Source organism: Butyrivibrio fibrisolvens (assembly GCF_023206215.1).
Lineage (GTDB): Bacteria > Bacillota > Clostridia > Lachnospirales > Lachnospiraceae > Butyrivibrio > Butyrivibrio fibrisolvens_C.
In genome coordinates, this window is the sequence record NZ_CP065800.1 from 282,464 (window position 1) to 308,915 (window position 26,452).

Annotated in this window: 27 protein-coding genes; 3 read left to right on the forward strand and 24 right to left on the reverse strand. The window is 36.5% G+C overall.

What is annotated here, in order from left to right:
* Positions 1-142: 142 nt before the first annotated feature.
* From I7804_RS01085 to I7804_RS01110, 6 genes are all read right to left on the reverse strand, one after another.
* Positions 143-898, reverse strand: a complete 756-nt coding sequence (locus I7804_RS01085; RefSeq protein WP_027218965.1) for an amino acid ABC transporter ATP-binding protein — start codon at positions 896-898, stop codon at positions 143-145.
* Entirely contained in the window at positions 895-1,572 is a 678-nt protein-coding gene (locus I7804_RS01090) for an amino acid ABC transporter permease (protein ID WP_248404510.1), read from the reverse strand. The genes I7804_RS01085 and I7804_RS01090 overlap by 4 nt, the downstream gene beginning before the upstream one ends.
* The gene (locus I7804_RS01095; protein ID WP_248404512.1) at positions 1,553-2,212 is read right to left on the reverse strand and encodes an amino acid ABC transporter permease; all 660 of its coding nucleotides are present in this window, start codon (positions 2,210-2,212) and stop codon (positions 1,553-1,555) included. The genes I7804_RS01090 and I7804_RS01095 overlap by 20 nt, the downstream gene beginning before the upstream one ends.
* A 107-nt stretch (positions 2,213-2,319) precedes the next feature.
* Positions 2,320-3,228, reverse strand: a complete 909-nt coding sequence (locus I7804_RS01100; RefSeq protein WP_248404514.1) for a transporter substrate-binding domain-containing protein — start codon at positions 3,226-3,228, stop codon at positions 2,320-2,322.
* Between the two features lie 146 nt (positions 3,229-3,374).
* Positions 3,375-4,013, reverse strand: a complete 639-nt coding sequence (locus tag I7804_RS01105; RefSeq protein ID WP_022756449.1) for a helix-turn-helix domain-containing protein — start codon at positions 4,011-4,013, stop codon at positions 3,375-3,377.
* Positions 4,014-4,017: 4 nt separating this feature from the next.
* On the reverse strand, positions 4,018-4,671 hold the full coding sequence (locus I7804_RS01110; protein WP_248404516.1) for a DUF3990 domain-containing protein: 654 nt from the start codon (positions 4,669-4,671) through the stop codon (positions 4,018-4,020).
* 242 nt (positions 4,672-4,913) lie between these two features.
* Here I7804_RS01110 and I7804_RS01115 point away from each other — a divergent pair, with 242 nt between their 5' ends.
* Complete coding sequence (locus I7804_RS01115) at positions 4,914-6,377, forward strand: ATP-binding protein (RefSeq protein WP_248404518.1); 1,464 nt, start codon at positions 4,914-4,916, stop codon at positions 6,375-6,377.
* A 104-nt stretch (positions 6,378-6,481) separates the two neighbouring features.
* On the opposite strand, the gene I7804_RS01120 is transcribed toward I7804_RS01115, so the two are convergent.
* A complete protein-coding gene (locus I7804_RS01120; protein ID WP_248404520.1) occupies positions 6,482-8,194 on the reverse strand; it encodes a hypothetical protein in 1,713 nt (570 codons plus the stop codon).
* Positions 8,195-8,584: 390 nt separating this feature from the next.
* Here I7804_RS01120 and I7804_RS01125 point away from each other — a divergent pair, with 390 nt between their 5' ends.
* On the forward strand, positions 8,585-9,421 hold the full coding sequence (locus I7804_RS01125) for a hypothetical protein (protein ID WP_248404522.1): 837 nt from the start codon (positions 8,585-8,587) through the stop codon (positions 9,419-9,421).
* Positions 9,422-9,434: 13 nt separating this feature from the next.
* Here the strand turns inward: I7804_RS01125 and I7804_RS01130 are convergent, their stop codons facing one another.
* Positions 9,435-9,575, reverse strand: a complete 141-nt coding sequence (locus tag I7804_RS01130) for a hypothetical protein (RefSeq protein ID WP_248404523.1) — start codon at positions 9,573-9,575, stop codon at positions 9,435-9,437.
* Between the two features lie 20 nt (positions 9,576-9,595).
* The gene (locus tag I7804_RS01135; RefSeq protein ID WP_248404525.1) at positions 9,596-10,060 is read right to left on the reverse strand and encodes a hypothetical protein; all 465 of its coding nucleotides are present in this window, start codon (positions 10,058-10,060) and stop codon (positions 9,596-9,598) included.
* A gap of 126 nt (positions 10,061-10,186) precedes the next feature.
* Here I7804_RS01135 and I7804_RS01140 point away from each other — a divergent pair, with 126 nt between their 5' ends.
* Positions 10,187-10,753, forward strand: coding sequence for an IS66 family transposase (locus I7804_RS01140; protein WP_282570509.1), 567 nt, complete (start codon positions 10,187-10,189; stop codon positions 10,751-10,753).
* Between the two features lie 409 nt (positions 10,754-11,162).
* Here I7804_RS01140 and I7804_RS01145 read toward each other — a convergent pair whose 3' ends face one another.
* From I7804_RS01145 to I7804_RS01215, 15 genes are all read right to left on the reverse strand, one after another.
* The gene (locus I7804_RS01145; RefSeq protein WP_248404529.1) at positions 11,163-12,239 is read right to left on the reverse strand and encodes an acyltransferase family protein; all 1,077 of its coding nucleotides are present in this window, start codon (positions 12,237-12,239) and stop codon (positions 11,163-11,165) included.
* A 13-nt stretch (positions 12,240-12,252) separates the two neighbouring features.
* A complete protein-coding gene (locus tag I7804_RS01150; protein WP_248404531.1) occupies positions 12,253-13,641 on the reverse strand; it encodes a lipopolysaccharide biosynthesis protein in 1,389 nt (462 codons plus the stop codon).
* Positions 13,634-14,758, reverse strand: coding sequence for a radical SAM protein (locus I7804_RS01155; protein WP_248404533.1), 1,125 nt, complete (start codon positions 14,756-14,758; stop codon positions 13,634-13,636). The genes I7804_RS01150 and I7804_RS01155 overlap by 8 nt, the downstream gene beginning before the upstream one ends.
* The gene (locus tag I7804_RS01160; RefSeq protein WP_092061422.1) at positions 14,755-15,816 is read right to left on the reverse strand and encodes a polysaccharide pyruvyl transferase family protein; all 1,062 of its coding nucleotides are present in this window, start codon (positions 15,814-15,816) and stop codon (positions 14,755-14,757) included. Before I7804_RS01160 ends, I7804_RS01155 begins: the two co-directional genes overlap by 4 nt.
* On the reverse strand, positions 15,800-16,846 hold the full coding sequence (locus tag I7804_RS01165) for an SGNH/GDSL hydrolase family protein (RefSeq protein WP_248404535.1): 1,047 nt from the start codon (positions 16,844-16,846) through the stop codon (positions 15,800-15,802). Before I7804_RS01165 ends, I7804_RS01160 begins: the two co-directional genes overlap by 17 nt.
* Before the next feature lie 14 nt (positions 16,847-16,860).
* A complete protein-coding gene (locus tag I7804_RS01170; RefSeq protein WP_248404536.1) occupies positions 16,861-17,610 on the reverse strand; it encodes an EpsG family protein in 750 nt (249 codons plus the stop codon).
* Complete coding sequence (locus I7804_RS01175) at positions 17,580-17,981, reverse strand: hypothetical protein (protein ID WP_248404537.1); 402 nt, start codon at positions 17,979-17,981, stop codon at positions 17,580-17,582. The genes I7804_RS01170 and I7804_RS01175 overlap by 31 nt, the downstream gene beginning before the upstream one ends.
* Before the next feature lie 15 nt (positions 17,982-17,996).
* A complete protein-coding gene (locus I7804_RS01180) occupies positions 17,997-18,992 on the reverse strand; it encodes a glycosyltransferase family 2 protein (protein ID WP_248404538.1) in 996 nt (331 codons plus the stop codon).
* A gap of 10 nt (positions 18,993-19,002) precedes the next feature.
* Positions 19,003-19,971 carry a radical SAM protein gene (locus I7804_RS01185; protein WP_248404539.1) on the reverse strand — a complete coding sequence of 323 codons (969 nt, stop codon included), beginning with the start codon at positions 19,969-19,971 and terminating at the stop codon, positions 19,003-19,005.
* Positions 19,964-21,004, reverse strand: a complete 1,041-nt coding sequence (locus I7804_RS01190; RefSeq protein ID WP_248404540.1) for a glycosyltransferase — start codon at positions 21,002-21,004, stop codon at positions 19,964-19,966. Before I7804_RS01190 ends, I7804_RS01185 begins: the two co-directional genes overlap by 8 nt.
* Positions 21,005-21,203: 199 nt before the next feature.
* A complete protein-coding gene (locus tag I7804_RS01195; protein ID WP_248404541.1) occupies positions 21,204-21,908 on the reverse strand; it encodes a sugar transferase in 705 nt (234 codons plus the stop codon).
* 256 nt (positions 21,909-22,164) lie between these two features.
* Positions 22,165-24,141 carry an LCP family protein gene (locus tag I7804_RS01200; protein ID WP_248404542.1) on the reverse strand — a complete coding sequence of 659 codons (1,977 nt, stop codon included), beginning with the start codon at positions 24,139-24,141 and terminating at the stop codon, positions 22,165-22,167.
* A 49-nt stretch (positions 24,142-24,190) separates the two neighbouring features.
* Positions 24,191-24,823 (reverse strand): hypothetical protein, encoded by a 633-nt coding sequence (locus I7804_RS01205; protein ID WP_248404543.1) that lies wholly within the window; start codon positions 24,821-24,823, stop codon positions 24,191-24,193.
* A 15-nt stretch (positions 24,824-24,838) separates the two neighbouring features.
* Complete coding sequence (locus I7804_RS01210) at positions 24,839-25,636, reverse strand: class B sortase (protein ID WP_248404544.1); 798 nt, start codon at positions 25,634-25,636, stop codon at positions 24,839-24,841.
* A gap of 81 nt (positions 25,637-25,717) precedes the next feature.
* Positions 25,718-26,431, reverse strand: coding sequence for a CpsD/CapB family tyrosine-protein kinase (locus I7804_RS01215; protein ID WP_248404545.1), 714 nt, complete (start codon positions 26,429-26,431; stop codon positions 25,718-25,720).
* Positions 26,432-26,452: the final 21 nt, after the last annotated feature.

Sequence of the window (26,452 nt, forward strand, 5' to 3'; positions counted from 1 at the left end):
GCAACATTGCGGTAATGTTTGAGTTATTAATATCAATTATATACTAAAACTCCCCGCTTGGACGGACCAGCATCCACAAAGAATTTGCACACCACAACAAAGCGGCAGATCAGTTCATCTGCCGCTTAAAATATATTGTCTTTTATATATAAAGCGCGCTGTCATACTCAAACGTTCTTAAGAACTTCCTTGCACGCTCTGTCTTAGGCTCTTTAAAAAATCCCTTAACATCCTCTGCCTCTTCAACGATCTCCCCGTTATCGAAGAAAAGGATCCTGTCTGCAACAGCCTCTGCAAAGCTCATCTCATGAGTTACTATAAGCATTGTAGAGCCTGACTTGGCCAGTCTTAGCATTGTTTCAAGTACCTCGTGAACCATCTCAGGATCAAGAGCCGCTGTAACCTCGTCAAACAGCAGAACTTCCGGATGCATAAGAAGCGCTCTGACTATTGCAACTCGCTGTTTCTGACCGCCTGATAACTGGCGGGGGAAGTAGTCTTTTTTGTCAAGTAATCCAACTCTGTCTAAAAGCTCTGTAGCTTCCTTGACTACATCTTCCTTTTTTCTCTTCTGAACCTTGGTAGGAGCCAGCGTCAGGTTATCGATCACAGACAGATGAGGAAAAAGTTCATAGGACTGAAACACCATTCCTATCTTCTGGCGAAGCTTCGTGATCTCTTTTTTGCCGGATTCTACAGGGAGTCCGTCCACAGTGATGACGCCGCCCTGAATCTCTTCAAGGCCGTTAAGGCAGCGCAGGAAGGTACTTTTACCACATCCGCTCGGGCCTATGATCACGACAACCTCTCCCTTATCCACCGAGAGATTTATATCTTTTAATACAACATTTGCGCCAAACTCTTTATGTAAATTCTTGACCTTTAATACTTCGCTCACAGAGCCCACCTCTTCTCTAAATATACTGACAGTCTGCTGATAGGCCAGCAAACAAGAAAATAAAGCAAAAAGACAACTGCAAATACTCCAAATGCCGCATTTGGCGATGCCTTCCTGTTGGCCTCGATTATCTGCTGGGCAACCTTTAATACCTCTACGATTCCTATCATCATCACAAGCGATGTCGTCTTGATCATTCTGGTTATGAGATTTATAGAAAGAGGAATCAGCCTTCTGATCGTCTGAGGCAGTATTACATATAGGTATGTCTGGAGCTTACTCATACCAAGTGCAAAGGATGATTCGAATTGTATCTTATTTATACTTTTGATAGATCCTCGTACCAGATCACCCATCTCTGCAGTTCCCCAGAAGCAGAACACGAATATAGCTGACGATTCTGCAGATAAGTCCCAGCCAAAGACTCTGGTGGTTCCAAAGTATACTATAAACAAAAGAACCATCTGTGGCATGATCCTGACTATCTCAAGATAAACTTTTAAAACTGCGCGAAGAACAGGATTTTTTAAAGTCATCAAAATTCCAACTAATAGACCAAGCAGTATGCTGATCACAACTGATATAAGGCTGATCCTGGCTGATACCCACAAACCCTGGAGAAGGCGAAGGAAGTTGGTTCCTTTAAATAAAACATCAATCCCCAAATCCTGCATAGCGAAGCCTCCTTTCCAAAGCAGAACCAAGAATGGATACCGGAAGCAGCATTATCAGATAGAAGACTACCAGAAGGAATAAGCATTCTATAGTTTTGGCATACATTCCGATAAGGTCCTTGGCTGTAAACATCAGGTCCATAAGGCTTATGGTTGAAAAAACCGATGTCTCTTTTAACAAAAAGATGACATTTGCAAGAAGTCCGGGAATGCTTATGGATACTGCCTGAGGCAGGATTACATAGAAAAATGTCTGCTCTTTGGACATACCAAGACTAAGTGCACTCTCTGTCTGGATAACAGCGATCGACTCAAGACCGCTTCTAAAACTTTCTATCATATAAGCACCACCCAAAAGTCCAAGTCCCAGAACTCCGCAGGTCTGGGCTGTAATCTTTATTCCTACCTTGGGCAGAGCAAAATACAAGAAGAAAAGCTGTACCAGAAGTGGTGTGTTCCTAAAAAGCTCGATATATATTCCTATTATATTTTTTAAAATCCTCACCTTAAAATGTAAGATGGCAGCGCCCGCAAGGCCTATCAAAAGGCTCAAGGCGATGCCCTGCCATCCTATCTTAAGAGTAAGGAGAAGCGCATCCTTATATAAAGGAAGATAGCTTTCTATAACCGCATAGTCCATTACTCAGTTTCCCTTTATGGTTTTTCGTTCATCTTTGGTTCTAATGCACTATTGATCACTAATTTTAAAGTGTCATGCAAAAATTCATATTTTAAAGCAAATGTCTATTATTGTTTGGAAGGTTCAAGTACGAGTGTATCTTCATAATCTGCGCCATATGTATCAAGAAGTGTAGCTTCATAATCTGCATGGAAGAAGTTCTCACTGCCAAGTGCTACAAGCTCGTCGTTAAGCCATGCAAGGAGAGTTTCATTACCCTTAGTAACAGCAGGTGCGATTGTATCCTGATCACCAAGTGAAGGTATACCTACAACATAGCCTTCGTTCTCAAGAGAAAAAGCTATAACCTCTGTATTATCATTAGCCCATGCAACACCGTTGCCGTTCTCAAATGCTGTCTTAGCTTCTGCATATGCATCATACTTCTGAAGCTTGATATCAGGATAGTTCTTGGTAAGATATGTCTCTGCTGTGGTTCCGGAGATAACGATAACCTGATCATCAACGCCTATACTATCAAGACTGTCTACTACAGCACCCTCAGGTGATACAACACCAAGAGCTACATTCATGTATGGAAGAGCAAAATCAACTTCCTGTGCTCTCTCTTCTGTAACAGTGAAGTTAGCAAGGATTATATCAACCTTACCTGTCTGAAGATACTCAATTCTGTTAGCTGCTTCTGTAGATACATAATTAATCTCAACTCCAAGATCCTGACCCAGTCTCTCTGCAAGGTATACATCATAGCCTGCATAATCACCATTTTCATCAACATATCCAAATGGGCTCTTGTCTGAGAATACACCGATGTTGATCACACCACTCTCCTTGATCTGGTCAAGTGTTCTATATCCATCTGAAGAACTCTCTGTATTATCTGTATCTGCTGAAACTGTATTATTAGCTGCATCACTACCTGCTGCGCTTGTAGATGAGCAAGCTGTAAGTCCTGTCATTGCAAGTGCGCTCACAAGAGCAAGTCCAGTTACTTTGTTAAATAGATTCTTCTTCATAATATTTGTCCTCCTTTTATTAACGGCTGTTTTATAGCTTTTTGATGTTTAAACTATATTTCCTATCGACTTAGTAGGATATTATCACAAAAAAGAAATCAGGTCAACAACCTGATTTCGATTTTTTTAAAATGTTTTTGTAAAGGTTACATCTCGCACAAATCTTTCACATCACATTTCAAAACTCTGCTAAGAGCTAAAACAGTTGCAACGGACGCCTTATTTATATCCTTTGCTCCTATCTCATACTGCTGCAGAGTCCTTAGATTAACTCCGGATTCACTTGCAAGCTGGCTTTGAGACATCCCAAGAAGCTTTCTATATGCCTGAATCCGTCTGACCGAAGCCATATTTTTAGCCTTTTCGTTTATATATTCAACAACTTTTTCCTCATCCATTTCATGATAGGGATGATATTTCATTCGCAGCTGCGCAGGCGTAATGATTCTCTGGATTTCTTTAAATGTTTTACCAGATTCCCATTGATAATAAGCAAGCACCCATCCCGTCCAGTATTCTTTTGTTGGTTCTGAATATGACAGATCGATTTTTTTCAGACTATCATCTCCATATATCTTTGAAACAACACATTCAACCAGCTCTGTGCCTGATTTACCTGCAACATACCTTGGATTACCCACTTCAAACTGAGCCGCTATACCTGAATTAATAAATAGATGCATGAAAAAATCGATCTCAAATCCGTAATCATTCACCGCTACATCAAATGCATCTGCCAGATTCATCATCGCATCACTTAGATACAGTTGATCATATGCATGCATAAATCTATTTCTCCCTTCTCATCAGATCTACCAGATATACGCCATCTCTATCAATAGTATTTGAAATATTGTAAAAACTATCCCTAGCACTTTTATCTCTGGACATTTTCTTGGGATAATAAGAGGCATTATCAACCTGAATAGCTTCAATAAACTTTAATTTAGAAAAAGCTTTTTTACTCTTAATAAAGTATTGTGTTCCAAGTTCGCCAAGGTACATTGCTTTTTCTAACTGAGCTATACTGATAGTATTTGAGATGAATGCTCTGGCAAAAGAAAAATAAGAATCATCTGCCCTATATCCCAATATAAGATCATAATCTTCTAAATCCACATGATAATGGTTCTTTAAATAATCAAGACCATCTTGAGCAATAGGACTATTAATATTAACGTTACGATGCTCCAACAATACAGTCAGCCAATGCAAAATAGAATAATCCTTACTGTTAAGATCCAGAATCCTAAGTCCATCAATATCTATTTCATAAGAATTGACAAAACCAGGCCTTTCATCATCTACAGCCCATTCTTTGGCAAGTTCTAAATGCTTTGTGCAATAAAAACCCTGTCCATAATCATTGCTTATCTTCCCACCTGTTAAAACGGGCTTTTTAATAATTTTCTCTGAACCGTGATATAAAATGATCTTTTCCATAAACATCTCCTATACTTCTCTGGAAGTATAATTATATTATAACTCTGTAGAAGTATAGTTGCAATTTGTGGAATGAAGTAAGTGAATTATCTAATGAAGTGTAGTGTATTTTGTAGTGAAGCACTGTGAAGTTTTTAGTGAAGTATAGTGTAGTTTTTAGTGAAGTGCTGTGAAGTTTTTGTTTACAACTTCACTGTATTTTTTTATAATTTAGATATAAAGACATTTGGGAGGCTTCCAATATGCGCATAGAAGAGCTATTTCCAGAATATGGTTTAGAAGATAAAAATACTGAATATAAAGGGATAATCAAAGAAGGAAAAAGTGATAAAGGAAAAAATCTTGAAATAGGTTGGCTCAAGACAATTGTGGCATTTGCAAACACTGAAGGTGGTAAATTAATCATTGGCGTTGAGGATGACACACATAAAATTGTAGCCTTGGACAAAAAAACTGCTGATAAGATCATCTTGATGATACATCGCCAGATAAAAGAACGAATCGATCCGGAAATTCCTTATGATATAAAAGGAATCAATGCAGTAACTGGCAGCGAACCAAGATACATTATAGAAGTGACAGTAGAAAAGAGTAAGAATTTACCAGTGTCACTACACGAATACGGACTGCTTGGTATATATGTACGAAATTATGGGCGCACCGATATTGCCACATCTGAGCAGATTAAAGATCTTATCCTTATGAGCGATAATACCCCTTTCGACACTGCTTCAACAGGTATCCCTTATATTGAGAACAATTATAAAAAGCTTCATTTAGTTGCCGAGGAACGAAAATCCAAGATTACAGAAAAAGAGCTTATATCCAAAGGTGCTATTACAGAAACCAAGATAGTATCTAAAGGCATGCAACTTTTTGCAGATGATTATGATGGTTTAAGAACAAAACTTGTTGCTACTGTCTGGCCCGGATTAACCAAGGGTGGCTCTATCGTCACAGCTTCAGAAGAGTACACTGGCAATATACTATCCGTACTTGAAAAAGCGATCAGTTTCATTAACTCACATTCAGCAAATGGATTTAGAAAAGTGGATACCAAAACTGTGCCATATATAGCATATCCCGCCAGAGCTGTCACAGAAGGTGTAGTCAATGCTATCGGACACAGAAACTACTATATGCATGGTACTCAAATTGAGATAAATATTTTTCCGGACAGACTTGAAATAACTTCTCCCGGAGCGCTTTTAGGTGTACGAGAACTCTATAAAGAGAAAAATATTGCTTCTATTATCCCTCGTAGAAGGAATGATATTATTTGCAATATTTTAGAGATGTGTAAATACATGGAGAAAAAAGGCTCTGGATTTGATTTTATAGAAGAAGACTATGCAAAAGCCGGTGAAGAATTTGCACCATTTATAACCGCAGATGCAAATTCATTTACATTGACCTTGCCAGATCTAACATTTGAAAAAGGCGTCATTGATATTACCGCTGAATCACCAGATGTATATGTAGAAGAAATACTGGAAGGAAAAAACGATCTGAAAATCTTATCATATTGCTATAACACTAAGCACACCGTTAAGGAAATCGCCACTAAGATAGGCGTTACTCCATCAACTTATTTTAGGAGCAAGGTAATTGATAGATTGGTGAACTCTGGAATGCTTATTGAAATAAAGAATCCAACAGCCAGTATGTATACTGCCAATTTAGAAAAAGTAAAATTGAAAATTTAAAAGATTTTCATAGAATGCAACTAAACATTAAAAGCCCTCGTTCAGAGGGCTTTTATACTTATGACATTTTTATTTGACGCGCGTCAAATAGCTTTATCTTGTAACTATTCTATAACAAAGTATTCTCCATCAGTTTTAATAGTGATCGTATCTCCAACATTTACAAGCAACATATCGATAACATCTACATATAACGCTTTATAAATTTTGTTATTCTCATCAACAATGTAAATATAAGTGTTACCGCTCTCTACAATAGTTTCTATTTTTATAATAGTAATCTGCTTCGTTGGGGCATCAGACAAATCCTTAGAAATCGGTTTTGTCTCTGGTGTTGCTGTACTCGTTGTGTTCTCTGTATTTGCTTCTTCTACAGATAGTGTCCCATTAAGAAGTGCCTTATAGTTAGCAATACAATCCTCCTGAGTTGTAGCTGTAGCAACCAGATTGTACTGCTCAACATTTACTGCTGCATACATTTTTACTAAGCCGGCATTATCTTTTAGCACCATTATATAGGTTGGATTATTATCAACCAGAATAAGTGATGGAAATGATGCAACATACCCCTTTTCCTGAATCTCACCCTCAGCTGCTGCCATAGCTGAAAATTCATCAGCGCCTGTACATGGTATAAATAGTGTTTCTTCTGTTCGTTCATTTGAAAGAATGAAACCTATGTTAGAACTGTCTGAATTTACAGAAGTAACACCTGTATATATCCAGATATCTCCATCTTTGGCCACATACCCATAGTCAGAAACACTATCTGAATCTGAAGATTCTGTAATCTTCTTACATCCAACCTGCCCAAACTTTGAATTCCAATAACCGCCATTAAGCTGAGCATAATAATTGTACTGCTTACAGATTAGATCTCCTTTGAATACCACATCTACCCATGTAGGAATTTCATCAAGACTAAGCTTTTGGGTTTCACCATTAAACGGATTAACCAGTATACAGCCAGTCACCTGTTTACCATCGAATAATCCAAATTGCTGCTCGTATACTGAATACACGTACCAGGGTGTTCCCTCTTCATCTATTTCAAAATGGCCATTAGAAAATATGGTAGTAGGATACGTAAATCTTACGTGGCGTTTTAAATTCTGACTAAAGCAAGCTGATGGAACATACTTCATTCCTTCATCCAATGCCACATATTCCGCATCCATATTGACTGGATCAACAGTAACATATCCAGGAATACCTGTATCTTTGTTTTTCAGCCACTTAAAAAAGTCCGCATATTTTAAAGGTGCAGTTTTGATTGGGCAGCCCTGAAAATCTATCTGGGTATAACCTGCCACATCATACTGGCTGACAACATTTGATAATGCACCAATTTCTCTATCACCAAGTTTGGTTGCTGACTTAGTATCCATCAAAGCAATGGAACTTGTTCCTTCCGCAGAAGGTATTTCTGATACATCAGCCTCAGTTACAGTTATAAGCTCACTATATTTCTTGGAATGAAAGATTTCGCCTTCAGCAAAGAAAGACAAAATAAACATCGAAGCAAATATCCCAAGAGCAACTCTAAATCCAATACTTTTGAACATATATTTAATCAGAGTCATACTTTGATTATCTTTACTGGAGCCAGTTGAAATCACTCGAAGAGATCTTTCTTTTGGGCGTCTTCCCTGCTCTTTTGAAATTCCAAACATCTCAATAGTTCCGTAAAACATGGCTACTGAGATTGCAAAAAACCACAGCCCCTCACTATGAATGTTCAGAGCCGGGGTGGTCTTGTAATACCACAGCGGAATAAAAAACATTGTAGCTATGCCGCTTTTAATATGCTTATTCATACAAATAATACCTCCATATCAATGTCCTAGAATGGATGACAATTTTCAATCAAACGTCATTCAGTAAAGACACCAAGATATAGTAACATATTTTTTGATTTTGGGAATTTTATAAAAAATGGAATTTTGTGATTTATTGATCCAAAATGCTGGGAATTTTGTGATTTTTCAGCCCTAAATACCAGGAATTTTGTGATTGCAAGTGTATTTGACGCGCGTCAAATATTGTTTTATCATTATTGTGTGTTCATATTTGTCGCACGTCAAATAAAATTCATACACATGATATAAATACAAATTATAGTTGTACCCTAAGATTATGGAGTATTACGAATTGGTGTCGCGAGCTCCACCAATATCGAACCATTAGTCACTCGTTTTGCTCGCGACATGAGGTTAATTATGGCTATCATTACAAAACGTAAAAAAATGAAAGCCTTTGAAATCATTGATGAAGAAAACAACTTATCTATTGGCACGTTACTATATTACAAAAAAGCCAACGACTTCTATATTGAACTTGTGGAAAAACTCGATGAATGGACTGCTCCCCTCCTTCTTACAGCATACGTAAAATGCGGAATCTATACTATACCTCGTGATATCAGTAAATTATGGGTATGCGAAAGAATCATTCCTAGTAGCAGACAAAATATAGGATCAATCTTAACTACGCATAAGCTCAAAGCCTATGATGAAATGAAATTTCTCGAGCTATCAGAAGGCCGCTGCAGCCAGGACAGCCTGTATATCAAAAAAATAGATTCGCTTCCAGAATATGTACAAAAAAGAAATCTCCAAAACCTATCTGATTGTGTGGTTCTGGAGGATAATACAATTTTGTGTTTTTTCAATGATAATACTGCAAGGAAAATAGATTTAGCTAAGCTTGATCCGGTAGACGGGCTTGATAAGATACTCCAAAACAAAAAACTCTTTGAATCCTGTAAAGTAGCTACCGGCGGATACGCTGCAACCTTTAATAACTCTATTGATATACCATCGCATATCCTCTATTCAAGTGGAAAAATCATCCCACTTGAGTACAAGGACTTTATTACTTTTGCCAAAAGAAACATTCTAGATACAACAAACGCTTGCGACGAATTAGAATGCTCCCGTCAGAATATATCTTATATGGTTAAGCAAAAGCAGCTAACGCCGGTTAAAGAAAATGTTAAGGGTAATCTTTACTTGAAAGGGGAAGTGCTAAAAAATAAATGGTAGGATTAAAATTCCCTTACATAGCTATAAACTCTTTACCTCTTGGCGTCTTCCTGCACCATGTCTTTAAAGCCTGCTCTTTAATGAATGTTACGAATCCATCTATCTTATCAGAATGATCAAAGAGCCATAAAATATGTCTCTTTGTCTTCATCAAAGATAATGACCGGAGGAAGATCATTCCTTACAAATATAATCCACCTCTTCTTGAACATCTTCTGGTGGAACACCTACTGATAATCCGACTCCATAATAATTCTTTTTGTATTCACCAGGCCTTTCGCCCTTAGCCCATCTGGTCTCGTCGTAACAACCATGAGTAAGCTTCTCATGCATCTGTTTGATCAACCCTCCTGATAATGGCTCTTTAGCTATAAGTTTTTCCTTCAAAAACTCGTAGCAGATCTTCTGATTCTCAGTTTCAAAAAGAGCTTGTAAATCACCGGTATAGTTGATAACCTTACCGTTTTCAAAAATCTCCCTAGTATGATCAATTGAAACTCCAGCATCTTCTATTTTATTGGAATGAAAAGCGAAAAAAATCTTAAAATTCGAAAGAACAGCTTCAAAATCAGAAGCTGTTCTAATCTTTTTATCATGCCATACCTTTACTATATCTGAATAAGTTATTGGTCCTGACATCGTTATCTCCATATAATAAAAATCCACATCACATCATTTGATTGTTTTGCAGATAAAAGATCTATGAAATGTATTCAATGGTACTAAAACCTCTTCTATGTTCACAGTTCCTGATACCATAAATTCATAAAATCAGTAGGCGTAAAAGCAGCCAAAGGTTCCATAGCAGCAGAAGCATACTCAATGATAACTGAGATAATGCATCTGGATAATGGCTTTGACGACCTGTCAAACAAAGACCGCAAAAAGCAGCGTCAGCTTGTCCTTCAGGACAAAGTCGATGCCTATTTTGAGTGGGTAAAACTCAAGTACAGTCAAGTTACACACAATAGCACCATCGGCAAAGCTCTGGCTTACAGCTTAAATCAGGAAGAATATCTCCGTATGTTTCTGACTGATGGAAAAATACCTATGGATAATAACTACGCAGAGCAGGCCATACGCCCCTTCACCATTGCCAGAAAGAACTTTGTACTGATGGAATCCGATAAGGGAGCGAAGGCAAGTGCCATGATATTCAGCATTGCTGAAACAGCCAAAGCTAATGCCATAAACACCTACGAGTACTTCAACCTCTTGCTGTCAGAGATTCCAAAGCATCAGAATGATAAGGATACTAAATTCCTAGATGCCCTTCTTCCCTGGTCAAAAACTGTCCAAAAAAAATGCCCTAGCAGATTTAAAAAGTCTTAAATTTTCAAAGTTCATAAATCTATATCCAAATCCCTGCAGAAATGTGGGGATTTTTGATATCCAGTACTCATGGATGAGGACTTACCTTGGACAAAATAAAATACTTATTCCTCTGAGTTCTTGCAAATACTAATTATGGTAACGATGATACTGATAATCGTCATCACAATCTCAATCATCAAGATAGCTCTAGCTTCAGATTTCCCATATAGTATCCCTCCTATAACACATGAGAGTTCTCAGGTCATCCCTGGCAAAATAGCCAACCGCCCACCGAAAATGGTAGCACCATTGGTTATTATAGCAAACATTTGTTCGATTTGCTATGATTCTTATTTTGCGCTATCATTTTAAGTGCTATCATTTTAATAATCAGGATTATCTATATTGTATTAATCTACATTTATTATTAGCGGCATATACGCTGCTTGCGTCTCAGCACAGTACATATACTACTGTAAGGTTTGAATATATAATCTCTTATCCCATAATGCTTAATAGTTTTCACTAGCGCCGCAATTAAAACCAAAGTAATAGTAACATTCAAGAAAAGGCTAATTATTCCGTTACTGCATATTCTAGAAAGTAATAGTCTAAGCAATGTTATCAAATACTGGTGCAAAAGATATATTTCCAGACTAATAAGGCCAAGTTTTCTAAACACTCCCACATTTCCGATACTATACCACTTGCAAAAATATATAATTCCCAACGATAATCCAACTGCCATAATAACATGAATAAATCTCTGATTATCAGGCCGTTCTGTTTGAGCCATTGCAAAATATAACGTTATAACTGAGGCAATAAAAAATATATATATAAGAGACTTTTTTAATAGAAAATGCTCTGGTTCTTCTTTCATCACTATACCAATATAAAAATACAGCTCATATTTCATTATTCGTGCCAATAACGAAGCTATCATCGTATCGCGAGGAACAAAATCTGAGAACATGCAAAGCAGCACAAATGCAACTATAAAAACAGTGCTTTTATAAACATTTGTCAGCTTAACCAAATAAATATTTATAAAATAAAGGACAATCAAAACATGTAGATACCAGAGATGCCCGATGGGTTTTATGAAAATATACAGAATGCTATCGAAAGATATCGGTTCCAAAACATCATTTGAAAACATAATTTTTGAAAAGAAAGCCAGAAAGCTCATTAGAAAATATAATATGCCCAAATCCAATACATGATTTTTCAATTTTACTTCACGAACTCTTTTTTCACTAAAAAAAACATAGCAATACACATACCCAGAGATCATCATTAGTAATGGCATATGAAACGCATACGTTATCTTGTAAACAAGTTCATACAAAGAATAATATTCTGGATAACTATCAAATTTCATGTATCGCTCTGCTATATGCGCAAAAACAACCAGGAATATCGCGATACCTCTAACGCAATCAATATAATCCAATCTAGCTAGTTTTTTCTCATTTTTTTCCATAGTCTTTGTATATTCCATTTTTATCTTTAGATTACAATTGTCGATAACTTCTGCTTCTCCAAAACCTAACTACTCCAACTACCAAAACGGCTGAAATGATTAAATATAGCAAAACAGCTTCCCAATAATATCCATTCATATATAGGAACATTTGCATTACCATTCCAAATAAAACCGTCAGCAGTTCCGCCCAATTAATCCTTATCTTTATGAAAGCCCTAGTATCAAATATTCTAAATACTCCCTGCGCAAAAAAACAAATAATACTCGATATACATGCTCCGAGAATTCCCAATTGCGGCACCAAAATCACACACATAAAAACATTAACTATAGCCCCTATCAAAACACTAATAATAATCCTTTTTGTTCTTTTAAATACTGTATACAAGACCTTAAAATAGCAAAAAAAGCAATCAACAATAGCACCTAATATAATTACAGGCAAGAAAACTACAGCAGAATAGAAATCACCGTGAAGTGTTATCCTTGCTATAACTTTGTACAGCATCATAACAGCACCGCCAAAAATAAAAACTACAGCCAGATATATTTTTAATATATCGTCAAAATACTCATTACTGCCTTTTTGATCATATTGTTTTGCTCCATTTAATTGAAATGCCATAAAAAAAGCTTGTTGTATCATATTGATAATCGTCGCAATCTTCATCGCAGCCAAGTATATTCCGGCATTTCCAACTCCCGAAAAAATAGAAATCGCATATCTACCGGACATGTTTGTAATCCAATATCCTGTATTATAAATGATCAAAGGAGTGCTATATTTGAGCATCTTTCTATATATCTCTTTATCAATTGGCCAGATTGTTATAACCATCTTCTCTTCGATGCCAAATAACAAGAAGATTGATGTAACCATATATGCCAATGCTATAGATGCCAAGTATCCCCTCGCTTCAAAACCTAATAGTACCAAAAAAACACTACTAAATAAGAATAGTGAAAATGCATTAATCACCCCGCTTAATGCATAATAAACGCTTTTCCCTTTTCCTCTAATGTAATAGGCCAAGATCATTTTTAGCGAATATAAATAAACTATCACAAACAAGTAAACTATAGCCCAATCTTTGCTTATCAGCCAAAAAGCAATTACTGCGACTCCACATATTATCGCACTCCTCATCAATAGACTAATTGCCGAATTAAGGAAAGCAGAATTATTCTCATTAACAGAGAATCTAAAAACAGAATCATAAATACATAAAGTAGCAAACGGTAATAATAATTCGGAAAAATTGTTAATTAATTCTCCACTTCCATATGCATCTGTAGACATATAAGCAGTGAACAATGGTAATAAAAAAAATTGAACTGCCTTAGCTAACACATTCCCAATTAAAAAAACTAAGACATCAAATGTAATTCCCTTGCTCTTACTAAAATTCTTATCCATTTTTCTTTCTCTTAAGATATCTTTCAACCCGCTCCCAGCTTTCTTTTGGTTTACCCAAGATGCCACCTATAGCGTAGTAGTAATAGAGAATATTCTTTATTTTTTTGCTAACTAAACTATACTGTTCGTTACAATCATACAATTTTGTGCAGAAAAACTCCTTGCATTCGCCAACAATCCACTCACTTCCATCTGAGCATTTTTTATTTCTAATCTCGTTGTAATATGGTGTCTTTTTCTCTGGAATAATTCCCCAGGCCATATGGGCATGCGCATTTACACAATAAGGCAATTTGCAATGTCCTCCGATAGGAATACTCTTAAGTTTTTCTTCTGGATTTTCATATATATTTTGAATAACAGGCTGCCAATAACACCCTTGAACGTCACCAGAATACAAGTTAACAAAATAGCTCCAATCGCCGGCATAACAAAAACTTCGATTCTTTTTCCCTAAGATATCCATCTTAAAATCAAACATTTTTGATTCAAAGCTCCCCCATATACATCTATATTCTGCTTCAGGGTGCTTTGATAATAAAGGTTTAGAATTTATACTATCATTTCTACCTACCGTTAGATGGCAGTACGCTCCTACCTGTTCTATACAGATCTTTTTAATACTGTCTATTTCATTTTCCAGATCATCATTCGGCATAAGTTCTATAGTAAATGACGATCCAGAACTTTTTTTTTTTTTAACATTATTCCAAAACACTTCCAAAAGGTTCTTGTTTACTAGTTCTGTATAATGAAATGAAATCTTAAAAAACAGATGAGCAAGATTATCGCAATTCTTATCTAGTATTCTATCAATAGCATTTGTAAGCACTCCATTAGTTACTATCTCCACAAAGTGGCCTTCATCCAAAAAAGCCTTTACTAGCAGTTCCACATCGGGATGTAGCAATGTTTCACCATTCGCAGTAAGGTTTATAAGGCATGTTCCCTCCAATCTTTCTCTTGAAAAACACTTTCTAATATAGTCATAAGAATATTCAAGCTTTTTCGGTTTTTCCCATCTATCACTTTGCGTAATATAACAATATGAACAACGTAAGTTACAAGTATTATTTGGTAAATAACATAAAATTAGCTTCTTAATTACTTGACTCATACTATTTGCCTCATATCGTCAAATCTTGAACGCAATAAATCTAAGTCAAAAGAATCCGGTATTTTAAGCGTATTTATCATATTCTCAATATCCATTTCTGATACCTTGTTCTTTTCAACAAAACAAATCCACTTAAAGTTTCCCAACCATTCGTCGTATATCCCCCTTACCTTATGAGTTTTATTATCAATGGCTATGCACGGAATACCGAGAATTGCAGAAAGAATCATTGCATGTAACCTATCAGTAATAACACAATTACATTTTAAAAAATCCCTAACAACCTTGCTAATCGCTTGTTTTCTATCTGCCAAGTGAACTCTATGTGGGTAAATGGTGTTTACTTTACGTATTTCATAATTATGTTGTTTTAACTGATCACTTATATTACAGTCCACATCTTTCTCTCTGTCATTTCTCAGACAAACCCCTACAACATTGCTGTTTTTCTTTCTTTCCAACATATCATCAAAATTTTCAAAAAACGCAATGTCTGGGAACAAATATACATTTACGCCGACATAATTATTCTTAGCATAGTCATATGTTGTTCGTTCTCTTGCGCAGAAATACAAGTCACTCTTATTTGACAAAACTTCTTTTTCACGTTTTTTCAATGTGCTCTCTAAGCTGTCATCATAATAAACAGTTTGTGGAAACACTACTATTCGCTTGTTTTCAAACACTTTGATCATATTCAAAAAGTTGTTTTCATCTTCTGGCCATAAATTCCCAAGCCATCCACCTCCACTTATATACACTGTCCCTATATAATCAATTTTGTTTTGAATTCTCCCCTTAAAATACACAAAAGCTTCCATCGGAATTTCTATTACTTCTTTTTGACATCTAAGTAAAAATTGTTTTTCAGCTTCCGCAATAATATGATCCCCAATATTCTGATGCAAAGGTGTTCCAACTAAAACATCAACAACACCGCTTTGTCCAATATTATTTATTCTATTTTTTAAAGTCCAAAAATCTTTTCCCATTTTAAGAAAAGCCTGGCATCTTTTTGGCAGTATCTTTTTTAGATTACTTTTAATTATCTTTATCATTCCATCCCCTTAGTATGCTTATCACTTGCCTGGCAAGATAATCCATTCCATCGTCATTAGGATGTCTATCATCAGCAAGTAGCTTTCGTCTCTCATCGATAGAACTACTACCCGCATTTATGTGAAATAATGCTTTATCACCCATTTCTCTTCCGTATCCAATTGTTCTTTTTATTATTTCTTCTCGTCTCCGTGCTTCAGATTCAGAAACTGATATTCCATACGACAGCCTTGAAATAATAATAATAGGTGTCTCTGGATTCTCTTTTCTGATTGTTTTATAAAACTCCAAATGCCTTTCAGTTAACTCTTTTTCATCAGAATTATGATCATATTCGATTACATAGTAGTCTGCATGTTTTAAAGCCAAGAATTCAGCTAATTCACGTTCGCCCCTAGCGCCCTCAGAAAACCCAAAATTCAAAACATTCAAATCCATGGCTATGGCTATTTTTGAAACATAACTACTACTCGTCGCACTAGCTGCACAGCCTTGAGTTATACTCGATCCATAAAACAATATGTTCTTTCTATGGATAGATACCTTTTTTATTTCTTTTGGTGCCACTAATGATATCCTGTCTATTTTCGCGAACGAAGGTAAAAAAATAGCTATTTCATTGGGATCAGCGCTATCTATTGGTACTCTCTTTTGTATAAATAGTCCATGCGGATTCTTAGGTGCTATTTCCGCGAGTTTCTCATACTTTCCCTTATCTACTCTAAATATGCTCAACGCACTTGTAGCCTTAGGTGACATATTTTTAATGAAACATCTTTTACTATATATAACTGCAATATCAAAATAATTACCCTCAAATATAAATCGCAATATTTTGCCTGCAGGATACTGCTTATTCTTAGAAATCTTCTTATTAGCATTCGGAGTATAATCTCCTAATTCTCGTTCATACGAATTTTCTAGTGCAAGATATTTTTTTCCATTATCATAAATATCGAAATACAGTAGCCTAATCTTTATTTTTTCTAAATTCTGTATCACTCTATTTAGAATAACCCTTATATTCATATGTATTATCCCTATTACCACAACTGGTAGAACGTATAATTCAATACATCCGAATAATTACCCTTTAATTGCAGATACATAAAAACAAATAATGGTGCAAACAGTACTATGGCGATATATTTACCCAATTTGCCAAAATTATCGATTGCATTAGAAAGCAGTACCAGAATATAAATAAATAGCGTATATGTAAGCCTTGTAAAAAGAATAACTGTTGGGTGAAAACCATTTATAACCACCACAATTACCAATAAAGCCATCAATTCGTACATAAATGCTATACTATCCTTGTTTAGAACTCTTTTTCCACATATTCTCCTATCTCCGATTGTAAATACAAATCGTCCTTCACTTACAGCCATCCAATACAAAGATAAAACTATAGCTGTAACACAATAAAGGGCCAGTAAAACAGAAGTACGTCCATTTGATGACCACTCGTATAAGAAGGATGTTTTAACCATCCATTTGTATCTCGGAAAAACAAAGAGAAAAAGTCTCAAAAAGAATCCTATAGACAAGCTTGCAGCAGTCGCGCATGCGGAATAACTAATGAACAATGCCATATTCCACTCTATCATATGAATAATGTAATATGCTCCGAATACAATAGTTGAACTGTGCATCAATACAGCAAATAAATAGAACACAAACGAAAGCAATAGCTTTTTTTCGCGTAGCAAAATAAAAGCGACAATGCTTAATGAAATGGCAAAAAACTGTCTTCCTGCGTTCATAGAAAAGAAGTATAAATAAAAGCCCAAATATAGATAAATGCTATAGAAGTAATTTTTGAATATTTCTTTATCAGGAGAAATACACCACTAATCGTTGGAATTGATGTTGTAATCATATATCCATTTCTGCCAGGAAAAAATATAGAAACAAAAGAAAAATATCTATGCATCAGAGATGATTTTGGTATTGTTACGCTTCCACCAAAAATATTTTTTGAAATTCGCAGGTAGTCGCTAGAATATCTAAATGTATCTGTACCAATCCTAATTCCTCTAAGGGCCGCCAAAGAGCATAAATGTATGAAGGAAATCCATAAATATATTTCCTTTTTATTAAACTTATTCAGAATCAGTGAATATGCAAGAAATATAGCTGCATTAACTCCCCAAAACTGCATCGTTCAAATCTCCATTCATTTTTGAATATGGTAATACCCATATTTCAGGCGTTCAAACAATCCAACTGTAAACCTAAAGAATAGTGGTCCTAGGAAAGAAGAAAATGCCAATAGTCTTTCATACGTTTTTGCTTCTTTATCAAGCATAACTTTCTTTCTATATGTAGTAATTTGCTCCCAAATTTGGCTTCTAATCATATGATAAGGCACCTTTGAAAAAGCCACCCTGTTAATTCGGAAACATGCGTTTGCTGCCGCATTTTGATAAAGAGGATCATTTCCCAAGTGCTCTTGCAATATTTGAGCCACACGGACACTACTCATATTCCTTCCACCAAATTTACTACTTATAATTGATTGTTTCCTTTTTCTGTATCCGTATAATTTTTTATTCAAAACAACAATTTGGTTAGCATTCATAAACAACCTGAAAGTAACTGCCAAATCTTCGTAAATAATACCTTCCGGAAAAAATATATCCTTGAAAACTTGTCTTCTATACACTTTATATGGAATCTCAGTTATCCTTATTTTTTCATATAAATTATCCTTTATCGCTCTTTCCTTAGTGTAAATTGTTCCATTGACATCATTTATTCCAAATTCCGACCAGCATTTTCGTGCCTTATTTGATCCATCTTCAATAAACTTTACACTCTCACAACAAGAGATATCACAATCATACAATTGGATAGAACTAACCATGGCTTCAACAAAAAAAGGTGCAACTATATCATCACTATCTACGAATACCAGATACTCTCCGTTAGCCTTTCGTATACCAGCATTTCTTGCACTGGACAGTCCTCCATTTTCTTTGTTAATAACACACACCCTTGAATCGCGTTCTTCATACAATGAACAAATCAAAGAAGAGTTATCAGTCGAACCATCATTAACTAATATAACTTCCAAATTTTTATATGTCTGCTCAAGTATAGAATCTAAGCACTCTTCTAAATACTCTTCAGTGTTATAAACAGGAACAATCACGCTAACCAACTCGTTCATAAATAATGTCCTATCGTTTTTTTACAATATTCACAATCAACCAACTAGCTGGAATCCATATTTTTTTCTTTATGGCGCTTTGAACATTACAAATAGACCAACAATTTAACTTGCAATTCCTACATTTGCTATTAATTGTTTCTGCTATCTCACTTGAAATAATTTCTTCCCATGTCTGCATTTTTAGATTTCCCATTACCCATGGCATAGGAGTCATATTACACGGAAGTACATTTCCATCGCACTCAATGGTGAACGAACTCACTCCGGCATCACATTTTACAGGCATAGGTTTTCCATCTATATAGTTAATACTCATATCATTAAAATATGCCCTTGCCCAATCTTTCTTTCTTGTGGATTTCAGTTGTAGATCAACAAGAGACTTCAAAGCATTCTTTAATGAGTCTTCACTTTTTATAGCATTATCGGATTTATTAAAATAATAAGAGTTATGAATAACGCTAACGCCGAAATCCACTTCCTTTTTTAAGGCAAACCTGTACATATCAATCAGCTGATTAACATTTTTTTCCTGAAGTGTAAAGCTAATTCCCAAATCCGTCACTCCTAGCTTTTTTACTTCTTCAAGACTATTCACTGCTCTGTCATAAATATCAATACCTCTAATTTCATTGTGAATTTCTTTATTTCCATCAATAGATATTCGTATTGCAAGCTTAGGATACTTGCAGCAAATACGCACTAATTCATCTGTAAAATATCCATTGGTATTAATCATTAACCGCTTTGATTTTCTATACAAAATATCAACTATTTCTTCTAAATCCGTTCGCATAAATGGCTCACCGCCAGTAATCTGAATAAACTTGGAATTCGGAATCTTCTTTATATCATCCAAGCTTATTTCTTCACGAGCGCATATAGCATTTTCATATGAATTGCACATTCTGCATCTGGCGTTACATCTATGTGTAATCACCACTGTAATATCATAATTTTTAAACATTTTATCCATACACGTTCTCATATTTTTCACACATTTTTGTCAAAGAATAATTAGAAATAATACTTTGCCTAGCATTTTCTCCAAAAGTCTTTTTATTAGCAGCTAATGCCTTGCACGCTTCATCTAGTGATTTGAACAAACATCCTGATGTATTATCTATAATCAGCTCATTATTCCCCTCAATATCCGTAACAACGCATTCTTTTCTCATATACATTGCCTCCATGAGAGCAATTGGCAATCCCTCCCATAGACTTGTAGATATATAGCAATCGTAGTTAACAGATTTTTTTATTACATCTCTTCTATCAAGCAGCCCTGTCACTTCAATATTCTTACTTTTAAGCAACTCTCTATCTTCACCATCTCCTATCCATACAAACTTATAATCAGTCATTTTTTCAGCAATTTCATTAAATAACCTTGGATTCTTTTGCGGTCCAATTCTTCCAGCTGTATAAATAGTGTATTGGTGACCATATCGCTCTATATCTTTTAAAGTATTGTCAATAAAATCTGTATCTAAGCCATTCTCTACCAAAAAAGCTTTTGAGGTTATTTTCTTTGCTTCTTCATATTCATTTTTCCCGCAGGCAATTATCCCATCACACAATTTAGCTAGAAAGCTTTCCATTTTCCTTAGAATAACGCGCTTATACCAGGATTGATCTTTCCGCAAAAAGCAAAAGCCGTGAGGGGTATAATATTTCACTGCTTCACATCCCAATAGCCCGATTCGTGCATCTATACCAGCTTTTGTCGAATGTATATGAACTATATCAGGCTTTTCTTCTTTTACAATTTTTCTTATCGCTCTAATAGCATTACAATCTCCCTTAAGTGACATTTTCAGTTTTAACTCTGGAATTGGAATCATTTTTATTCTGGAATCAAAATGAGTAGAAAGATTACTAGGCATATCTGGCCTTATACCATATGCGACAACAAAATTATACTTATCGCATAAACCATTACATATACCAGCCACTACCGGAAGAACCCCACCTGACAACACTTCTGTTACATGTAATATAGTTTTCATCTCCGCCCCCAAAATTTGTCACTAACTATACCTATACATAATTAATTATAAACTATATAATGTTTCTTGTCATAGGTAAAAACGTTAATTTTGTATCTGATATATACTTCTATTTCTTTATTTAACGCCTTATATATAACTCAAAAGCGTAGACTCTTTTTGAGAATCTACGCTTCAATAATTACCTTTTACTAAATAATTAATATGCTCCGTCCTTGCCAAATACTGCAGGGAAGGTTCTAAAAATAAGTTCTATATCCTTAATAATACTCATATCTTCTATGTATTGAAGATCCAATTCCACCCAACGATCCCATTTAATCTTAGCTCTGCCACACACTTGCCAATAGCACGTAAGACCCGGCTTCGCAATAAGGCGCTGCCTCTCATACGCGTTACATTCTTCCATCTGGTTATAAAGAATAGGTCTAGGACCTACTATACTCATATCACCTTTAATTATATTCAGTAACTGAGGAAGTTCGTCGATTGAGTATCTTCTGATGAATTTTCCTACATGAGTTATTCTGGGGTCATTCTTTATCTTGAAGGCATGCCCTGTTTGCTCGTTCTGAGCCTGCATACGTTCAAACTGGGATTCTGCATTTTTGTACATACTACGGAATTTATATATTTTAAACGGTTTCATGTTCTGACCGGCACGCATTTGAGTGAAGAACACAGGTCCTCCATCTTCCAGCTCGATTGCTAGTGCAGTCAAAAGAAATACTGGAAAAAGCAGAATTAATGCAATACTTGCTGCTACAATATCAAAAGCTCTTTTTGTCCATTTGTAGATGTTAGGCTTGTAATCAAAGATTTCCTGATAATTCAATTCAATGATTTTACGGCCTACAAACGTATTGTTTAAGGCTTCTGCCCTAAGCGTTGCTGTTTTTGCCATCTCATTACCCCCTTATAGGCTGTGATTGGATTTCTACAAGCTATAAGTATCTCTGTCAATGCAAGTCTTTCATAACGTCTAGGATTATGATATCCGCGCTATGCAATGTTGGCATCTCCACAACTTCAAGGTAGAGATATCTTCCGGGGGCTTTGACATGAGCAAATAATAAAATTTCTGATGATAAAGCCAGTTCCGGGCCGCAGAGCATTAGTTACTTCAAAGGAAGTCTCCCTTTCAGTCATGAGTGCTTTCATCAAGCATCCACTTCGGTGTAGAAGACATCTAAGATAAGGTCATACAAACCTTCTTCATCATAGATGAATTCTTCAAAACCAGATCTCCCTATGATACTCTCTCCCTTCATCTGGTATATTTTTGTGGAATCGAAGCTATACTGCGCTGCTTCATTTCCAAGATACACTGCTTCATTTAGTCCTATATCTGTCACCATATATGGGGACAAAGCACTGTAAATTGAAGCAATTGATTTTGGGTCCTCTTTTACTTTTTCCTGAAGAGCCGGTACGAACTCTATCAGGTACTGAAGCTGCCTTTCAAGTCTTTCGTTAGCACTCCAGTCTACATTTATATCCCTGTGCTGGGTGTACCAGTATGCATCATCTCCCGTTAGCGTCACCGTTTCTCCCTTACGAAGTGACCTGTACTGCCCTGCTGCTGGAAGATTATACAATACTTTTAATGTTACTCCACCAACCGTATTGTTTACTGTTGGTATAGCTCCCATGTTAATAGATATATATCCATTTATCGGAAGCTCATGGAACAAATTCCTTACCGTCTTAACTGTTCGATCGCAGCTTTGAGTCAGCCCGTCTCCAAATCCGTGCTGAAGGCATATCTGAGCTTCTCCCGTTCCTACATATATACCTTCTTCATTGTAGACATCTATATCTGTCATTGTGTTTCTGTTAATAGCTATAACTTTTATTTCTTTATTGTCAGGATCGAGTACCAGGAAGAACATTGCATCTGACTGTCCGCCGCTTATGCCGTCTTCTCCTTCATGAACCTTGTCCATGCTGTCGATTCCAAGCACAAGGAATGTAAGAAGATTTGAATTATATGCATATGTCTTTCCGTCGTATCTGATCCATCCGGACTGCCAGGTTGATGCAGATGCTGTAAGAGGCATCTGATCATTTCCTATAGTAACACCCTCGTACAAAGGAGCCTGTGACAGATCAGGAGCCTGATCCTGGGTTCTACCATATAGTGACAAGCCTCCTGTATAGTCCATGATCCTGTATGCGCCATAACCAATTCCTGCAAATCCTATGACTACCACAAGGGCAATTAGCACTATATTTCTGAATATTCTTAAAACCTTACGAGCTTTTGAATGGTGATGTCTGTGACTATGATGTTGTTCCTGTGTCTTAACTGAGCCTCTGCTTTTGATCTTGCTTGGATCAAAGCCATCAGAAATGTTTATAAAATCGTCTTCTTCAACCTCATCATCTTTTACAGGCTCTTTATATTTTTCTTGATGATATTCTTTATAATCTTCCCTATAATTATCTTTTCTATTGTCTCTTGCTTTTTCTCTTGTTCTTTCTTTGAGCAACTCTTTTGCAAAGAAAACATTTGAATCGTCAGCTTTAGAAGCTTTTACCCTTCTTTTCAGTTCTTCATATGATGGCTCCAATGATTCCTCGCCATCATCAAGATCGAATATTTTTTTTAGTTCTTCAGTCCTTCGCCGGTCTTCGTCTTTCTGTCTTTTAATACCTAATTCCCGCTGTCTTTCCTGTGCAAACTTTCTGATTTCTTCTCTGCGCTTCTTTTCCGAAAACTGGTATCTGACTTCTTCAGCTCTGCTGACAAAGGGCTTTGGTGGAGGGTTATCTCCTCTTATCTCCGCAAGCTGTTCAAGTGCTGTCTTTCTTTGCCCTGATTCTTTCTTATCTTCTTTTTTAGGCTCTGTATAATCAAGACTTAAATTGTTAATGGAGCTTTCATATAGCTGCCTGTTATTTACATATGAACCGTTTTTTACTGTCCTTACAGCACTTTTCTTTGAAGATACCCACCCTTCAACATCATCGTTATAAGCATCTCTGTGCCTATTATTGCTGATATCTTCGAACTCAAAATCAGGATTAACAACCTTGCCTTGCCTTCTGTCCAGCATTATGTCGCCCATATCATAGTCTATTACAAGGCTGTTATCTTCTTTCAGGGGAGAAGTATCTTTATTAAATTTTCTCATTTTCCTATGCACTGATACATCGCCCCCTTGCCCTTATGAGACTTTGGTTTCAGTTCACAACTATTGCAAAGCTTCCCATATCGTCCATTGTTACAGATACTTTACCGCCTACAACAACTGATGATGCAGCTGTAACAGATCCGTCCTGATGTATCTGGTAGATAGTAACATTTCTTCCCTCGTAAGCATTACCAACACCATAAGTTGATGTGAAGGTACCAAATCCTGACCATATCGATACTCCGGCTACATACATACGAAGTTTGAATGGTCCTATTACAGTCTTTCCTCCGGACGCGCCATTAACATATGCCATAAGTGTATCTGACAGGCTGTCTGTTCCTGGCTTTGGTGATATCGCAGTTGATACTGCTCTTCCATCTGTAACTCCGCTATAGGTTGATGTAATACGTACAGGAGTTCCGCTTCTTGGAATTACATATGCAGCGCCCATACTGTTACATGGAACAGATGATCTTCCGCCGCCTCCGCCGGATGACCTTCCGCCACCGCCTCCGCCGCCGGAATTACCGCCGCCGCCGGAGCTGCCACCATTTACATATATATTAGTGATGATGGTTACATTAGCAGTCGTAGGACTTGTTGCGGCACTAGTACTGAATGCACATGTGTAGCAAAGAAGAAGAACTGCTGCCCAGACTGACATGATTTTCTTTTTCATAACATACCTCATTTCTCACTGGATCTGTGAACCTGAATAAGTGCTGTAAACAAAATATCTGTTGGTTGAATCTGTGGAGGATCCTGCTGATAACGTAAGCATTCTCCAGCCGTTAATCACTGCTTCCTTAAGATAATCCGTCTTCTGCAAATCCATACTTCTGGATGCATATATCTGTTCTACATATCTACTAAAAACATCATAATCATAACAATTAGTATTTGTGAGTATATCTGTATCGCCACCGCTCATTGCAGCAAACACTCTGAATTCAAGTACGTATCCCGGAATATACAGGTATATAAATGGATTAGCTTCAAAGTATTCAGGATTTCCATATATTCCAAGGTATTCAAGAGGGCCACCATTTTCGTTGCTTCCGTAGATTATAGTATTAGGATCTGTATAATCAGCATTATTGCCTATATCAAGATGAAGTGCTCCGCCTTCCTGAATATTACCTTTTGAATTATGCGTGTCATAATAGGTCTGGTCTCCTGCTTTCTGCATTACAGGAACTGTTATTCCGGCTTCAGGTATGACAAGATATGCAACGGTATCAGGATTTTCAATAAGTATAGTATCCCAGTCAGGCTTTAGATCAGGAACTGTGCCCTGACATACGAAGGCATCGCTTGCACCGCCAACCAGCACTTCTCCGTCTTCAAGGTCTTTGAGATAGCTTTCTGCAAGTCCTTCTTCCAATACTTCTACAGTTGACTGATAAGTTGCTCCATCAGACAGGGGCGTACTCTCATCATCTATACTGAAAGATCCGATCTTACTACATCCGCTTACCAAAGTTAATGTCATAAGACAGCAAATAGTGCATTTCCAGTTGAAGTACATTCGCATCTTCTCCCTTCGAACCCTTATGTTTTAAGTCCTTACACTTTACTGATAATCTCCGTAGTTGCCATAGTATTTGCCATAATACTTACCATAGTATTTGCCATAATACTTACCATAAAATTTATTTCCATCCATGGAAACCATGTTCATGACTGCACCCAGTACGTGGCATCCTGCCTTGCGTAACTGGTTTTGAACATTTTGAACGAATCTATAGCTTATCCTGCCGCTGGCTATAACGAGAACTGTACCGTCGCACTGTTTGCCGACGATAGCGGCATCTATAACTGATCCAAGAGGTGGTGTGTCGATAATGATGATATCGAATACATCATGAGCCTCTTTTAACAGCTGCCCGAACACTTCACCTCCAAGTAACTCTGATGGCATCGGTGTGTTCGGCCCCGAGAATATCATGTAGAATCCGGGCTCATCTGTCTGGCACAGACAATCATCGATCTTGCAGTGTCCTACGAGGAAATTGGTAAGACCATATCTGATCTTGCCGTTTTTAAAATGCTCTCTCATAACAGATTTTCTGAGATCCGCATCTATCAGAAGTACTTTTTTATCAGCCTGAGCAAAGGTTCTTGCAAGCTCGAATGCAACTTCTGATTTACCCTCATTAGGTGTGCTTGATGTAATTGCTATTGTACGTATGTCCCTGCCACTGAACTCGATGTTACTTCGAAGCGTCTTATACGCTTCTCTGGTCCTGAATTCAAGTTCATTATCCCTTATCATTACTCTCTGCATGTATTCTCCCCTATATAGGAC

Coding starts and splice junctions, on each gene's coding strand:
- I7804_RS01090 (WP_248404510.1), bottom strand. CDS start 1,572: ATGCAGGATTTGGGGATTGATGTTTTATTTAAAGGAACCAACTTCCTT.
- I7804_RS01095 (WP_248404512.1), bottom strand. CDS start 2,212: ATGGACTATGCGGTTATAGAAAGCTATCTTCCTTTATATAAGGATGCG.
- I7804_RS01100 (WP_248404514.1), bottom strand. CDS start 3,228: ATGAAGAAGAATCTATTTAACAAAGTAACTGGACTTGCTCTTGTGAGC.
- I7804_RS01105 (WP_022756449.1), bottom strand. CDS start 4,013: ATGCATGCATATGATCAACTGTATCTAAGTGATGCGATGATGAATCTG.
- I7804_RS01110 (WP_248404516.1), bottom strand. CDS start 4,671: ATGGAAAAGATCATTTTATATCACGGTTCAGAGAAAATTATTAAAAAG.
- I7804_RS01115 (WP_248404518.1), top strand. CDS start 4,914: ATGCGCATAGAAGAGCTATTTCCAGAATATGGTTTAGAAGATAAAAAT.
- I7804_RS01120 (WP_248404520.1), bottom strand. CDS start 8,194: ATGAATAAGCATATTAAAAGCGGCATAGCTACAATGTTTTTTATTCCG.
- I7804_RS01125 (WP_248404522.1), top strand. CDS start 8,585: ATGAGGTTAATTATGGCTATCATTACAAAACGTAAAAAAATGAAAGCC.
- I7804_RS01135 (WP_248404525.1), bottom strand. CDS start 10,060: ATGTCAGGACCAATAACTTATTCAGATATAGTAAAGGTATGGCATGAT.
- I7804_RS01145 (WP_248404529.1), bottom strand. CDS start 12,239: ATGGAATATACAAAGACTATGGAAAAAAATGAGAAAAAACTAGCTAGA.
- I7804_RS01150 (WP_248404531.1), bottom strand. CDS start 13,641: ATGGATAAGAATTTTAGTAAGAGCAAGGGAATTACATTTGATGTCTTA.
- I7804_RS01155 (WP_248404533.1), bottom strand. CDS start 14,758: ATGAGTCAAGTAATTAAGAAGCTAATTTTATGTTATTTACCAAATAAT.
- I7804_RS01160 (WP_092061422.1), bottom strand. CDS start 15,816: ATGATAAAGATAATTAAAAGTAATCTAAAAAAGATACTGCCAAAAAGA.
- I7804_RS01165 (WP_248404535.1), bottom strand. CDS start 16,846: ATGAATATAAGGGTTATTCTAAATAGAGTGATACAGAATTTAGAAAAA.
- I7804_RS01175 (WP_248404537.1), bottom strand. CDS start 17,981: ATGCAGTTTTGGGGAGTTAATGCAGCTATATTTCTTGCATATTCACTG.
- I7804_RS01180 (WP_248404538.1), bottom strand. CDS start 18,992: ATGAACGAGTTGGTTAGCGTGATTGTTCCTGTTTATAACACTGAAGAG.
- I7804_RS01185 (WP_248404539.1), bottom strand. CDS start 19,971: ATGGATAAAATGTTTAAAAATTATGATATTACAGTGGTGATTACACAT.
- I7804_RS01190 (WP_248404540.1), bottom strand. CDS start 21,004: ATGAAAACTATATTACATGTAACAGAAGTGTTGTCAGGTGGGGTTCTT.
- I7804_RS01195 (WP_248404541.1), bottom strand. CDS start 21,908: ATGGCAAAAACAGCAACGCTTAGGGCAGAAGCCTTAAACAATACGTTT.
- I7804_RS01200 (WP_248404542.1), bottom strand. CDS start 24,141: ATGAGAAAATTTAATAAAGATACTTCTCCCCTGAAAGAAGATAACAGC.
- I7804_RS01205 (WP_248404543.1), bottom strand. CDS start 24,823: ATGAAAAAGAAAATCATGTCAGTCTGGGCAGCAGTTCTTCTTCTTTGC.
- I7804_RS01210 (WP_248404544.1), bottom strand. CDS start 25,636: ATGACATTAACTTTGGTAAGCGGATGTAGTAAGATCGGATCTTTCAGT.
- I7804_RS01215 (WP_248404545.1), bottom strand. CDS start 26,431: ATGCAGAGAGTAATGATAAGGGATAATGAACTTGAATTCAGGACCAGA.